Below are 13,623 nucleotides of genomic sequence, written 5' to 3'. Positions count from 1 at the left end.
GGGTGTCTGAACCTCGCCCACTCACTTCCAAAGGAAAAGCTTCTATTGGTAAAACTAAATCATATTTAAAGCTCTACATACGGTCAGACACCCGGCAATCGTTGATTCACTGAGGATCAGCTACTGTTTTACGTATGTTTAAAGTCTCTTACTAACTCAATAAAGACGCGCTATCTACCATTCGTTGCGGTGAGAGGTGTTCGATCGAATAGTTTGTTTTCCCATCAACTAAAAGTTCTGCAGCTATTTTCCCCATCACTGGTGACATCTTAAAGCCGTGGCCTGAGAACCCACACATAAATACAGTATTTTTAATTTCAGGAACTTCTCCTACAATTGGATGTCCATCGGGTGTAGAAGCATCCATATAAGCTGTCGATCTTACAGGATGTGGGATCAATCCTGGAATCTTTCCCTTGATTACATTGCTGGCAGTTATTATTTCCTCGATTGAGACTTCTCTATTTAATTGATCAGGACTACTAACATCTTTAAATGTTGGATTATTTGATGCTTTGACCATACTTCCCTCGATCGTAGGCGTTCCGGTTAGTTTAAAATCATCGCCCAGATGTGCGAACACAGGGAATTGCTCAGGCATAAATTGGTTAATGTTTTTAGGAGTATACCAGCTTAGAACAATCCTTTTGACGGTTATAATTTCATTCAATTGCGGAAGCAGTTTCCCGGCCCAGGGACCCGCTGTTACTAAAACCTTACCTACTCGATATTCATTGTTTTTTGTTCTTATTGTTACTCCGTTGTCATCTGGTATGATTTCTTCAATTTTAGTGTACCTATTAACCGTTGCTCCAAGAGACTCAGCCCGTGCTACTGCCGATACGGTCGACAGTTCTGGTCTTAGAAAACCTGCATTTTTATCTAAAATCATTATTTCTTCTGATTCAAGATGATGTTGCGGATAACGTTCCTTTGCCTGCTCTGGAGATAGCAGTTCATGTTCTAAACTAAAGTCTTTAATAGATTTCATGGCATTTTTCATTTCTTCAAAGTTAGGATTACCAATCATTACACCACCGTTCAATGTCAATAATTGATTGCCTGATTCTTCTTCCAATTGTGACCATAATTTCTTCGCATCCTGTAATAAAGGGACGTACTTTTCCCCCTCAAAATAAACCGTTCTAAACAACCTGGATTCCCCGCTAGCCGCGGAACGATCATGCCCTGTACCAAATTGTTCAAACCCTAATACAGAAACCCCTTTCCTGGCTAACTGCCACATTGCCATGCTGCCCATAGTACCTACTCCAATAATTCCAATGTCAGCATCCACTTCCTTCGCCTCCTCGTGATTTAGACTTACTTATCTTATCTCTAAAGAAAAACAAATAGTTACAAAAAAAATGGCTCCTCAAATGGATATCGATCATTTGAGGAACATAAATGTTTATTTTACTGAACACCCTCAGTTACACGATTAAACAATTCTTCTCCATACTCTTTTTTCAGCTCAGGCCATACATTATCTCTAACTTGTTTTGCAAAATTCTCCAGTTCTTCATCTGTATATTCGATTACCTCAATACCTTCATCACGAAGCTTTTGTTCATAGTCTTTTGTTTCTTGTTCAGCTGAAGCAAACCTTTTTTCTGCTAATTCTTTTGCAGTGTTTTGGAAAATCTCCTGCTCTTCAGCCGATAAACTCTTCCACGTATCATTACTAATGTACATATACCACATTTCAAAATGATCATTCAGTGGTAAATAGTAATTCGCTAGATCACGGAAGTTTGCATAATAGCCTTCCGCTCCTGAACCAATTACACCATCAACAATCCCTGTTTGCATGGCGGTAAACGCTTCAGCGAACGGCAATGGCGTTGCAGAGTATCCAAGTTCTTTTGCGGTCAATTCAAATACTTTCGTTCCTGGAACACGGATTTTGATATTCTTTTGACTCATATCTGCTGGGTTGTCAGGCTTTTCCTTCAAGGCAATTCCACCAAAGTACTTTGGATAAGTTGCCAGTAATTTTATGTTTTCTTCTTGCAACATTTCATCAACAGCCTTTGCAATTTCACTATCTGGGCCATAATATTTCAGAGCATCCTCCCAGTTTGTTACTAGATAAGGCATGTAAGTAATCCCCATATTTTTATTAAGAGATGGGCCAACAGGGGCAAGTTGCATTTCAACATCTCCCATGCTTACCCGTTCTTGCACAACAGAGTAGTCACCCAGCTGACTCGCTGGATAGATATCAAACTTCACCTTATCCCCGGTTTTCTCAGCAATCTGTTCTGCAAACCATTGTACATCTTTATCTGTTCCAGTAGCTTCTGGGCGAATATGTCCAATTTTAAAAGTCTTTTCCTCCCCGGCGCTAGTAGACGAAGAACAGCCGATAAGTCCCATCGTTAGCATCATTAAAACGAACAAGAGCGAAATCGATTTTTTAAAATTCACAGTAAAGCCTCCCTTTTAATCTGGTAAATTAATAGAACAATACTCCTTTTCTCTTTAACTGATCAGACAACTACAGCACCTAAACACTCAGATAACTATGTAGGAATCCCTCCCTTCAATCCTTAAATAATCTGCGCACCAGCTTCTTCTAAGGTGTGGTCTTTTCCTATCACTCCCTAATTTTCTAGCAGACCAAAAACTCCTGGAAGAAATAAAGATAAGTCTGGCCAAAATGTTGTTAGGAAAACGACAGGTAAGTATCCAAAAAGGAGGAAAACTAAGGTAGGCTTAAGTAATTCTGAAAACTCACATTTTCCGATTCGCATGCCTAAATATAAGATACTTGCATATGGTGGAGTTACCCCGCCCATCGCAAGGTTAACGCCCATAATCGCTGCAAAGTGAACCGGATCAATTCCTAATTCTGTAATCAAAGGTAAAAGCAGAGGAGCAACTAAGATCATACCTGTGGCGTCGTTGACAATCATCCCTACTAAAAATAGGAAAATATTAATAATAAGTAACATAATAATAGGGTTATCAGTGATACCAAAAAACAAATCAATGATTGCTTGAGGAACCTGCATCATTACATAAGTTTGACTTAGCATTAATGTAAAGAAAATCATAGTCATAATTGCACCGACTGACGTTGCAGATTCTTCCGCAAGTTCAAAGAATTGTTTCGCGCTTAATTCCTTGTAAATAAAAAATCCAATAGGGAGAGCAACTACTGTTGCAATTGCAGCAGCTTCAGTTGGGGTAAAAATCCCCCCGTAGATTCCACCCAGAATAATAACCGGTAAAAGTAATGCAGGAAATGCTAAAAGCGACCTTTTTTTAATAATTCTTACCTTTTCAGGTCTTGTCACCGATTCCTCGATCTGAATATTCGGAAAATTGCGAGTCCAAACAAGGTTAATAATCGAAAATAAGGCCACGATCAATAATCCAGGTCCTAAAGTTGAAAGAAATGCTGCCAGAATCGATGTATTCGTAACCCAACCATACAAAATCATAATGACACTTGGCGGAATAAGCAGACCAAGAACGGATGAAACTGTAACTAATCCAGTTGCATATCCCCGTGGATATCCTTGCTTTACCATCCGTGGAATCATGATTGGACCTGTTGCAGCTACCCCCGTAAAGCCGCTGCCAGAAACTGCACCAATAAATGCCGAGGTAGCAACGCAGACAACACCAATCCCTCCCTTAATCCGCCCAACAAAAATATCAGTGAAATTCAACAGATGCTTTGCAACACCATTTCCTCCCATTACAACTCCAGCAAGGATAAAAAGCGGACTTGCAAGTAGTACCGGGCTAATCGTCTGATTAAACGTCCATAGCATCATACTTTGCATCGAAACATCCCCGAACAGAACCATAAATAAAAGGGCACCACCGAAGCAATAAGGAAGCGGCACATTCATAAACAGCAGGAAAACAAGTAGGATCACATCAAGTATTACTATTGTTAACATTTAGTCCCTCCTCTGCAGTGTAGCGAGTCCGTAGCTTCATAAAATTTTGCTTAACATCCATAAATGCATATAGAGTCATGATAAAAAGCCCCAAAAATACTGCACTTTCACCAAAGAACATAGGAATTAAGAGGAGATTGCTTTCTTTCCATACCTGTAATGAATACAAAAAGTATTTAAACGCCCAAAAAGTAAGCCAGGTACTGATGACGAATGATAATATCGAAGTGATTAAATTAAAGAGATTATTCGTTTTTTCTTTTTTAATATATAAAGTCAGTACACCACAGGATATATGATTTCGTTCCATGGAAGCGTTAGCTCCGCCCAGCATATACAGCCAAATGGTAGGAAACAACATAAGTTCTTCAATGCCCATTAATGGAGCCTTAAAGACATACCTCAACAGCACTTGAATAAACACGAGTATCGGCAATATCATAATTAAGCATAAGACGACAAAACGTTGAATATTTTGTAACTTTTTAATGAATGTACTCATCTCATCCTCTCACTCCCTATGTTTTAGATTTATTTTCCAGTTAAGCAAATCGGGAAATCGAGTACTTCTCTATGGGTAAAGATGTCTCTCCACTTGAAATCAGCTCTGACATCAACGTACCTATAACAGGGGACAATGTTATTCCACTATGCATGGTTGCGATGTAAAGGTTTTTACGCCCTGGGATTTCCCCGAAAATAGGCAATCCATCTTCTGGCACTACACGCACTCCTGAAAAGCTGCGTACTACATTTGCATTGGCCAACGCAGGAACAAATGATACCGCCATATTCGCTGTCTCCTGAATAACGTCCAGAGTACCCTGGCGATTATAACCAACTTCTTCTTTTGAATAACCAATCAGGACCTCTCCATTATTTGCCTGCCTGATTCCTCCGATCGTATAGTTTAACAAAGGCGCGAGCGGTTCTGTAATTAGCACCTGCCCTCTCACCAACTTGACGGGAATATCAAGGCCTATGAATGATCCAAGTTGCTTGGACCAGGGACCACCTGCCAAGATCAGTTTTTTCGTTCGAAATACCCCTTTTTCGGAATGAACCATATAGCCATCACCTTGTTGTTCAATATCGACAACAGGATTGTAAAAAGAATAATCTACTTTATTTTTTTCAGCAGCTCTTGTATATAGCTCCAGTAGACGAAAGGGATTTACATTTCCATCAATACTACTGAACGTCGCACCTACTACATTTGGTGAAAAAGATGGCTCTTTTTTTAATACTTCGTCGCGGCTGAGCACTTTAATATCTATCCCTACTTTTGCCTGACTCTCAGCCAATTTCAGGGCTTTCTCCCGCTCCTCTTCGGTAAAGAACGGTGCCAATCCGCCTGTCCTTTTGTACTCTACATCTCCAATTTTCCGCTCAAGATAAGGGTAAAGTTCTGAACTGAACAAGCTTAATTCGCCATACGAAGAAGGAGTCTTTGTATGTACCCACACCCAAGCTTGTGTCGAACCTGAGGTACCTGACAATGGAAAGGATTTATCAATAACCAGAATGTTCTGTGAATTTTGCTCAGATAAATGGTACGCAATACTATTTCCTATCACCCCGGCACCAATGATAACTACATCGTAGGCTTCTGCATGTGTCCTACTTTTCATCTGGATCACCTTCTTCAAAAACAGCTTTCACAGTAGATGCATGACTTTCGGTACCTGCTAACACACGCATTCGTGTTATCTTTAATGGCATTCTTGCCCGGGCAGGCGGAATTTCAGCTAAAGGTTTTCCGGTATATTCACTAATTAAGTTGGACACGTGTTTCACACACATCTTTGCCTGGCATGGTCCCATCCCGCATCGTGTAATTCGCTTTACATCATCAAATGTTTCAGCTCCCATTTTCAAAACCGTTTCGATTTCATCCACATTAATTTCCTCACACCTGCATACTATGGTTGATTTATCCAAGCCCAACCCTCCTGTACAATTAACTTCAGGTTTCATATACTTTCGTTTTTGACGTTTCAAAGTTTTGAATATGGCAAGTCCTTGCCTCATTTACCTGATAATTTTCAAGTTTCGCCAGCTCACTCCAATAGTTATTTCTCCATACATCTGCAGCTTGTTCCGGTACATTCCCTAAAGATTCGGCAGCACCCAAACCTGCCAGTTTCCCTGTAACCATCACTGCCCCTTGATTTGTAATTCCGGCTGTATTTCCAGCAATAAATACACCATCTGTACTTGTCTCGAAATTGGCTTGATAGGTGGGTAGCCATCCCCCGAGTATTTCATTAAAAGCAAAGCTGCAATTGTATAGTTGGCAAAGTTCTATAACCGGGTTTAGTCCTCCATCTACACATATCAGGTCTACGTCGTACTCCTCTTTATTTCCATTTTGATTTAAGATTACTTTTTCAACTTGTCCTCTTCCTTTTGCTTGTTCAATGTAAGAATTCTCTAAGATGGGAATGTTTTTTTCTTTTAACCTATAAAGGTTTTCCTGTTTTCTATCATGTAAGCTTGTTTCGGTTTCAACTATTCCCAGTACGTTAATACCAACATCATAGAGTTGAAGTGCAACTTCGATGGAAAAGTCTGAGGAACCAACAATAAATGCTTCATTCCCTGGTTTTACCCTTTCGCGATTCACTAAAATTTGAGCCGCTCCAACTGTAAGTACTCCAGGTAATGTCCAACCAGGAAATAAAACACCTTGAATATCTGCGCCTGTCGCAACGCTAATCTTTTTTGTTTCGCACCGAATTATTTCTTTGCCATTATTTATTCCAACACTGCCATCCTCATATAGACCGATGACTGTATGGTTCGTATATGTAACAATATGTTTATTAAAGGTGACAGCCTCTACTAATTCATTTGCCAATTCAAACCCTCTAATTTCCCCTATCCCTGATGGTAGTGGAGAAAGGTATTGCGTTTGTTGTCTTAATTGTCCTCCAAGTCGACTGGATTCTTCCACAATAGCAACATTCACGCCATATTCAGCAGCTTCAAGGGCAGCCATTAAACCAGCCGGTCCACCTCCAACAACTAATAGATCAATATTCATTGCTACTACTCCTTACATTAGGATCCTGTAAATTAGGTTGAACTTCCATTGATTCTTCAACAGTGACCATACAAGACCGGACATGCTCCTCGCCATTAATTGTGACAAAGCAACTGCAACAACGACCTATTCCACAGAAATACCCCCTTGACTGATTCAGCTTCCGACTTACACCCAGTTTCTTTATTCCATTTTCCATTAGTGCTGCCGCTACAGTTGTCCCTTTTCTTGTATGCAGCGGTGTACCTTCATAAAAAAACGTGACCTTTTCATTCTGGGTATTTTGCAATATAGAATGATCTTTAATAAACTCCATAAACTCACCTCCACTAAAAATCAAAAAAACTTGGCAGCGTTAGCCTTCCTGGATTCATTAATAACCAGTAACCTAAATTATTTACTACATTCATTCAGTAACAGCAAAATATATAATAATATAAAGTTATAACTTTTAAAGGGATATGTACTTCTTTTTGATCTTCTACGGTAATTCTAATTATCTTAGTGTGAAAGCAACACCTTAATATTTTTTATTTATATCTGAACTAGAATTACCCACTTCCAAATTTGTATTTATAATTTTAAATTTCTAAAGAATCGCAACCCCTTAGTAAAAACTATAAAATTATAACTTTATATTGTTTAAGAAACTATCATTGGTTAAAAGGAAAACTCAATAGAATACTGGGCATGATCTTGACAAAGTAAAAATCTGGAGAATTCAATAACCTGATCCTTTTCTGTAAGTGTAGTTCTTTGTATGGATATTAATGGAGTGCCTTTTTCTATATTAAGCAGTTCAACTTCAGCATCACTTGCATTTAGTGCTGAGAAATCGATTTTTGTTCTCCCAAGTTTAATATTCTCTGCCTTCAGTGCATCATAAATTAACTGATTTTCCATGGATTCTTGTGTAACGGTTGGGCACAGTTGGTAATTTAAATAGATATGTTCTACACCAACCGGCTTATTCCCATCCATTTTTAATCGGCTTAAATTTATTACCTTGTCTATATTTGATATATTCAACCATTTTGCAGCCTCTTCTCCAGCTTCTTCTATTGAAAATTTTATGGTTTGATGTGGATATTCTTTCTCTGAACCGAAGCTTAGCAATTTGTACATCTCAGCTTCTTTAAATTGAGGTGCAACAAAAGTTCCTTTTCCTCTTTGACGATACAATAACCCTTTGTCTACTAATTCATGTACAGCCCTTTTTACTGTAATGTTACTAATACTAAAATGCTTTGCTAATTCGTTCTCTGTAGGTAATTGATCTCCAACTTTCCACTCACCATTTGTTATCTTATTTTCTAAAATTTCTATTACTTGATGATAAAGTGGAATTGGTAATCCCTTGTCTAATTTCATGTGTACTTGCTCCAATCGCATTATAATATTATAACTTTATAATTATTTAAGATTATACAGATGAAAAAACGTAAAGTAAATGTTTTTTCAGAATTTTCAATCGATATTATTCGACATTTTCACGAGTTTGGGGTACAGCAACCCCTTGCTATTTATAGTTAACGGTGCCTGAACACCAGTATACGTGTAACGTGGGTTAGGCACCGTCAATAAAATCTATTCTTTTTTTTCCATGACTGCAAAATAATTGTCTTCATCATCAGCAAAATTAAATACTCTTCCAGCAGGCATGTCAACGATTTCCCCGACGGTGACATGCCTGCTGGATAAGTAGTTATGTAACTGCTCAAGGTTGTCAGAGAAAAACATTAACGATGGTGTGTCGAGATTCATTTCAGGCTCCATTTTAGCGATCAGTTGCTTATCGTGAAGGATAATACTTGTTTCCGCTTCTTCTGTAGGGGCAATCTCAATCCATCTCATTCCCTGACCGTCATTTTCATCCGCAATCACACGAAACCCTACTTTTTCTGTCCAAAAACTCACTGCCTTATCCTGATCATTGACATACACCATAATTTGACCGACTTGATTAATCATTAGATCCCTCCTGCAAGTATAGATCGTTTATTAACTTCTTCAAGCACATCAATAATCCTTTAATTAATTTCATAATCATTGCCGGAACGATATTCTAAAAAATAAAAAGCAGTTCAATCCTGGGTACAACAATGCACCCAAACATTGAACTGCTTATCTATTTTATTCCGCTAACGCCCTTTTCAAGGCAGCGGAAGCCTGGTTGATGCATTGTTTGCCTTGTTCCAGCGCAGCCGGCATCCAGAAGAATCCGTGAATCATGCCATCATAACGCTTACGTTCTACAGCGACACCGGCCTCTTCCAACCTCCTGGCGTAAGCTTCTCCTTCATCACGCAGGGGATCGAATTCAGCAGTAACGACAAGCGCCGGTGGCAGTCCGCTTAAATCTTCCGCCAGAAGCGGAGATGCATAGGGATGTCTTCCATCATCTTCGGTTCTCAAGTAATGATCCCAGAACCACTCCATCGACTCTTTCGTCAATAGATAGCCATCGGCATTCTCTTGATAGGAGGCCGTGTCATAGGAATATTGGGTGACAGGATAGATTAGCATTTGGTAAGCCAATGAAAAATCTCTTCGATCGTGTGCCATCAAGGCCACTACCGTAGCAAGATTTCCGCCGGCGCTATCGCCACCGACCGCAACCCGCTTACTATCGACCTCAATCGATGCGCCTTTTTCCACGGTCCACTGCGCTACAGCGTAGGCATCATCAGCAGCTGCAGGAAATTTATGCTCAGGCGCCAATCGATAATCCACAGAGACCACCACACAATTGCTTTGGTTGGCTATCAGCCTGCACGGCACATCGACCATATCCAAATCCCCAATCACCCAGCCGCCACCGTGGTAAAATACCAATGCCGGGAACGGACCTTGTCCTTCCGGTGTATAAATCCGTACGGGGATGTCTCCTGCAGGGCTGGGAATCGCTCGGTTCTCAACTTTCGCTACTTCTACCGGCTCCCCTGCCAATGGTGAAAAATCCATAGCTGCCCTCGCTTCCTCCGGGGATAGTTCATGCATAGGTGGTTCGCCTGCTGCCTCCATTTGTTCTAAAAGAAACTTTGCCTGAGGATCAAGACTCATCATCACTGCCTCCCTATCATTTAATTGGAGAAAATCGGAACCTGCAGCCACAGAACTTAAGACAATTGTGGCTCTGCCATTCGACTCCTCCTTTATATTTTGCTCTATCATTTAGATGATCTAAAAAGCCTTCTAAATATACATATATGAAAAAGAAATCTATTTCATGACCTAGTGATGATAGCTGCATAGGTGAAAATGCAGATGTTTTTAAACAATTAAATTCTACATTGCTTGCGTCTTTTCCTTGTAGAGTTATAACACCTTTTTATTCTATGTCTTTCACTTCAACGAAACTCAGACTGGTGGCATAGATGTATAGCGGTTCCGAAAGCTTCTCTATCAGAAAAGCTTTACTAATGCCAGGAAATAAAATACAGCAGTAGAAGCGATCAATAGGTCATCGGATGAATATGGAAGACTATACTATAAAAAATCATAATAATACTATATATCCTTTTTATGTTCAGATATATGCGATACATCACACTTATAAAAGTAAATTTTCATTTATTTAAAAGGTTAAAAGTGCCTGACCCCTAGCAAGCTAAATCATTAGCGTAATGGGGGCCAGGCACCGTCATATAAAGTAGTTTTTGAGAAGGAGTGTATGAGAAAGAAAACTATTCTAGAACTTATAGGGATAACAAAAGTTTTAATTCAATTATTTAACTTCTTACTCAAACATCATCAATGCTGATCATAGTAGACGGTCTTCACCTGGGTGTAAAATTCGATTGCAGTTTTACCTTGTTCACGAGGGCCAGCACTTGAATTTTTCATGCCACCAAAAGGAACTTGTGGTTCAGCACCTGCAGTCTCAGAATTCACATGTACCATTCCGGCATCAATTTGATCGATGAATTGCTGTGCCCGGTTAAGATTATTCGTCCATATGGACGCGCTCAACCCAAATTCAGTGTCATTGGCCATCAGGACGGCTTCCCGATAATCAGCAGCTGTCAGCAAAGAAAAGACCGGTCCAAAAATCTCTTCTTTGGCTATTCGTGCATTCTGATCGGAAAGTGCAAAAATGGTAGGTTGGATGTAATAACCCTTGTCTAGGCTGCTTTCCTCCACTACTCCACCACCGCAAAGTAGTTCCCCTACTTTCTTTCCTTGCTCAATCATACTTAGCACGGAGTCATATTGATTTTTAGAGACACTTGGTCCCATAAATGTATCATTTGATAATGGATCCCCTACCTTTAAAGCTTGTGTACGTTCGATTAAACCATCACGGAAGTTTTCATAGATTCCATTTTCCACAATAACACGGCTGGTTGCTGTACACTTTTGACCTGTAGATTGATAAGCTCCCTTTATTGCCAGATCTACTGCTTTATCAATGTCCGCATCAGCTAAAACTACCAATGGATTCTTCCCACCCATTTCAAGTTGAACTTTTTTACCTTTTGCAATTGCTTTTTCTTGTATGGCTCTGCCAACTGGGTTTGACCCGGTAAAGGATATCCCTTTAATATCAGGGTTCTCTACAAGCTCATTTCCAACGATTGAACCTCGGCCAAATACACAGTTAACTACCCCTTTTGGCAAACCAGCCTCATGAAAAGCGCTCATAATGTGATAGACACATTTAGGTGTTAAGTCCGCAGGCTTTATAACAACCGTATTTCCATAGATTAAAGCAGGAGCCATTTTCCAGACTGGTATAGCGATAGGGAAATTCCATGGGGTTATTAAGCCAATTGGCCCTAGTGGTACTCTCTTTGTGTAGATCATTGTTTCAGGGTTTGATGATGGAATGACATTTCCAGTTGGCTGCATCGCTTCCCCGGCAAAGTATTTCAGTATACTGACCGCCCGTCGTGTTTCTCCTATACCTTCCTTAAGTGTTTTACCTTCTTCAATCGTGAGGTCGCGTCCAATCTCTTCTGCATTTTTGTCTAAAATTTCTGCTGCTTTCAGTAAATATGCGCCCCTTTGTTGATAGGAAAGCTTTTTCCAACCTGGAAAAGCTCTATTTGCAGCATCGATAGCTTCCTTTGTATCCGCCTCGGTACTAGCCGGAAACTCTCCTATCACTTGATTGTCGTGAGGGCTAGTGTTGTTTTTATATTCACCGGAAACAGGTTCCAGCCATTCGCCGTTAATGTAGTTTGAATAACGCATATTTCTACCTCCTCTACTCTATTAAAGTGCTTTTTTCTCAGGGTTTTCATAGTTTTCCTGTTTTTCTTGTTCACTTTGTTTATTGGATGTTTTCTCTAATAATAGATACATGATAACCCCCGCCAGTAAACCATATGCCGCTCCATGAACAGCTAGTACAACAGCGGTTACACCAGCAACTCCTCTTTCTGTGGAATTATGGATTTGTTCCATCCCCACCTGAATACAAAGATAGCCGGTTACTAGCAATGTAAGCGATAACGCTACTGGCAGTACTGGTTGGAAAAAGGTTACTAAAGGTAATAAAAATAGAGCCAGGAAGTTTGAAATATGGAACGTTCCTACCCCGCCATAAATGGAATCCATCGCTTTTCGACCAAATGAAAACCTTTCAATAACAGTGGCAGTAGCTGCGGTCCAAATTGGTCCTGCCAGCCCTGGATACGGGGCAAAAAGAGCATGAAGCAAGTTCCGGATAGCTGTTATTAAATGCAGGCGGTCCAGGTCATTATCAATTTCTTCATCCGGACGGGTTTTACTGATTCTTTTAATCAACGTATCACCTACAATAATATCGCCATAAGCGATAATATACGCAATGAAAGCAGTGGGTACAGCGAGTAAAAAGACATCTAAGCCAGGTAAACCGACACTGAAAGGCAGGTAAGCCCACATTTCACCAAAAGCAGGTGATACAAATCCCCATTCCACATCTGGAACCGGATATTCAGCAACAATCAATCCGAAAATAATCGCTACAATCAATCCAGGTACCATTCCGTAGTTAGACAACATATTAGCTACTTTATTTTTCAAACGCAGCTTTTTAAAAGATAACGAAAACATAATATACGCTGTCAAGAGACCCCCGATAATAATAGAAATCGGTGTCTCCATCAATCTTCCTCCTGGCTGTATCTCGCCTAACAAAGCAGCTAAACCAGCGCCAATGACAATACCGGCTTTCAATGAGCGCGGCACAATGTTCACCACTTTGCTTCCCAATTTTGTTACACCGAGCAGGAAGAAGATTAAAAAGACTAGCAGTTGCATCGCAACGAGTGCTTGAATTGCTTCTGGACCTGGTTCAAAGTCCCCCAGGAAGAGAACAACTAAGGGGATGGCGGGAGTGATCCAACCTGGCACAAAGGAAGTACCTAAGAAGGCTGGAATCATATTCCCAATCCCGCAAATAATAATAAACGCCAACGCCACGTCATAAGGAAGTCCTAAATGCTCCTGGAGCAAAGGAATCATACTGATGGTTACAACCGATAAGATGATAGCCTGAATACATTCTGCACTTTCAAACTTATAATGGATAAAAGGCAGCCTTAATTTAAATGGACCGAACGGCCAATAAGGCTGCTCTTCGCCTTCTTTTCTTTTATAAATAGCCATGTCACACGCTCCTCATTGAATAAAATGATAATGCTTAAAGTTAATGGTCAAAATTAAACGCTT

General features: G+C 40.0%; 13 protein-coding genes. All 13 read right to left on the bottom strand.

The features are described 5' to 3' along the window. Positions 1-151: 151 nt before the first annotated feature. The 13 genes from solA to BLV00_RS01195 all read right to left on the bottom strand — a co-directional run bounded on the left by solA (position 152) and on the right by BLV00_RS01195 (position 13,560). Positions 152-1,297 (bottom strand): N-methyl-L-tryptophan oxidase, encoded by a 1,146-nt coding sequence (gene solA, locus BLV00_RS01255; RefSeq protein ID WP_093041399.1) that lies wholly within the window; start codon positions 1,295-1,297, stop codon positions 152-154. A gap of 119 nt (positions 1,298-1,416) precedes the next feature. Continuing rightward, positions 1,417-2,430: a TRAP transporter substrate-binding protein DctP gene (dctP, locus tag BLV00_RS01250; protein ID WP_218131873.1), complete on the bottom strand. Its 1,014-nt coding sequence runs from the start codon at positions 2,428-2,430 to the stop codon at positions 1,417-1,419. Between the two features lie 176 nt (positions 2,431-2,606). Further along, positions 2,607-3,917: a TRAP transporter large permease gene (locus BLV00_RS01245; RefSeq protein ID WP_093041397.1), complete on the bottom strand. Its 1,311-nt coding sequence runs from the start codon at positions 3,915-3,917 to the stop codon at positions 2,607-2,609. Further along, on the bottom strand, positions 3,895-4,419 hold the full coding sequence (locus tag BLV00_RS01240) for a TRAP transporter small permease (RefSeq protein WP_093041394.1): 525 nt from the start codon (positions 4,417-4,419) through the stop codon (positions 3,895-3,897). Before BLV00_RS01240 ends, BLV00_RS01245 begins: the two co-directional genes overlap by 23 nt. Before the next feature lie 40 nt (positions 4,420-4,459). Further along, positions 4,460-5,548 carry an NAD(P)/FAD-dependent oxidoreductase gene (locus tag BLV00_RS01235; protein WP_093041391.1) on the bottom strand — a complete coding sequence of 363 codons (1,089 nt, stop codon included), beginning with the start codon at positions 5,546-5,548 and terminating at the stop codon, positions 4,460-4,462. Continuing rightward, positions 5,538-5,858 carry a (2Fe-2S)-binding protein gene (locus tag BLV00_RS01230; RefSeq protein ID WP_093041388.1) on the bottom strand — a complete coding sequence of 107 codons (321 nt, stop codon included), beginning with the start codon at positions 5,856-5,858 and terminating at the stop codon, positions 5,538-5,540. Before BLV00_RS01230 ends, BLV00_RS01235 begins: the two co-directional genes overlap by 11 nt. Before the next feature lie 25 nt (positions 5,859-5,883). Further along, complete coding sequence (locus BLV00_RS01225; RefSeq protein ID WP_093041386.1) at positions 5,884-6,963, bottom strand: NAD(P)/FAD-dependent oxidoreductase; 1,080 nt, start codon at positions 6,961-6,963, stop codon at positions 5,884-5,886. Then, on the bottom strand, positions 6,953-7,279 hold the full coding sequence (locus BLV00_RS01220) for a (2Fe-2S)-binding protein (RefSeq protein WP_093041383.1): 327 nt from the start codon (positions 7,277-7,279) through the stop codon (positions 6,953-6,955). The genes BLV00_RS01225 and BLV00_RS01220 overlap by 11 nt, the downstream gene beginning before the upstream one ends. A 344-nt stretch (positions 7,280-7,623) precedes the next feature. Then, positions 7,624-8,334 carry a GntR family transcriptional regulator gene (locus BLV00_RS01215; RefSeq protein ID WP_176791277.1) on the bottom strand — a complete coding sequence of 237 codons (711 nt, stop codon included), beginning with the start codon at positions 8,332-8,334 and terminating at the stop codon, positions 7,624-7,626. A gap of 216 nt (positions 8,335-8,550) precedes the next feature. After that, entirely contained in the window at positions 8,551-8,934 is a 384-nt protein-coding gene (locus BLV00_RS01210) for a VOC family protein (protein WP_093041378.1), read from the bottom strand. A gap of 162 nt (positions 8,935-9,096) precedes the next feature. After that, on the bottom strand, positions 9,097-10,137 hold the full coding sequence (locus BLV00_RS01205; protein ID WP_245728708.1) for an alpha/beta hydrolase: 1,041 nt from the start codon (positions 10,135-10,137) through the stop codon (positions 9,097-9,099). Positions 10,138-10,716: 579 nt separating this feature from the next. After that, positions 10,717-12,159: an aldehyde dehydrogenase family protein gene (locus BLV00_RS01200; protein ID WP_093041372.1), complete on the bottom strand. Its 1,443-nt coding sequence runs from the start codon at positions 12,157-12,159 to the stop codon at positions 10,717-10,719. 21 nt (positions 12,160-12,180) lie between these two features. Further along, complete coding sequence (locus tag BLV00_RS01195) at positions 12,181-13,560, bottom strand: solute carrier family 23 protein (RefSeq protein WP_093041370.1); 1,380 nt, start codon at positions 13,558-13,560, stop codon at positions 12,181-12,183. Positions 13,561-13,623: the final 63 nt, after the last annotated feature.

The sequence above is a fragment of the Thalassobacillus cyri genome, from assembly GCF_900107755.1.
Lineage (GTDB): Bacteria > Bacillota > Bacilli > Bacillales > Halobacillaceae > Thalassobacillus > Thalassobacillus cyri.
Note: the sequence above shows the minus strand (reverse complement) of the source record. Positions and strands in the feature narration are given on the sequence as shown.

Excerpts from the sequence above, each read along its gene's own strand:
- BLV00_RS01245 (WP_093041397.1), bottom strand. The coding sequence starts at position 3,917 with ATGTTAACAATAGTAATACTTGATGTGATCCTACTTGTTTTCCTGCTG.
- BLV00_RS01240 (WP_093041394.1), bottom strand. The coding sequence starts at position 4,419 with ATGAGTACATTCATTAAAAAGTTACAAAATATTCAACGTTTTGTCGTC.
- BLV00_RS01235 (WP_093041391.1), bottom strand. The coding sequence starts at position 5,548 with ATGAAAAGTAGGACACATGCAGAAGCCTACGATGTAGTTATCATTGGT.
- BLV00_RS01225 (WP_093041386.1), bottom strand. The coding sequence starts at position 6,963 with ATGAATATTGATCTATTAGTTGTTGGAGGTGGACCGGCTGGTTTAATG.
- BLV00_RS01220 (WP_093041383.1), bottom strand. The coding sequence starts at position 7,279 with ATGGAGTTTATTAAAGATCATTCTATATTGCAAAATACCCAGAATGAA.
- BLV00_RS01215 (WP_176791277.1), bottom strand. The coding sequence starts at position 8,334 with ATGAAATTAGACAAGGGATTACCAATTCCACTTTATCATCAAGTAATA.
- BLV00_RS01210 (WP_093041378.1), bottom strand. The coding sequence starts at position 8,934 with ATGATTAATCAAGTCGGTCAAATTATGGTGTATGTCAATGATCAGGAT.
- BLV00_RS01205 (WP_245728708.1), bottom strand. The coding sequence starts at position 10,137 with ATGATAGAGCAAAATATAAAGGAGGAGTCGAATGGCAGAGCCACAATT.
- BLV00_RS01200 (WP_093041372.1), bottom strand. The coding sequence starts at position 12,159 with ATGCGTTATTCAAACTACATTAACGGCGAATGGCTGGAACCTGTTTCC.
- BLV00_RS01195 (WP_093041370.1), bottom strand. The coding sequence starts at position 13,560 with ATGGCTATTTATAAAAGAAAAGAAGGCGAAGAGCAGCCTTATTGGCCG.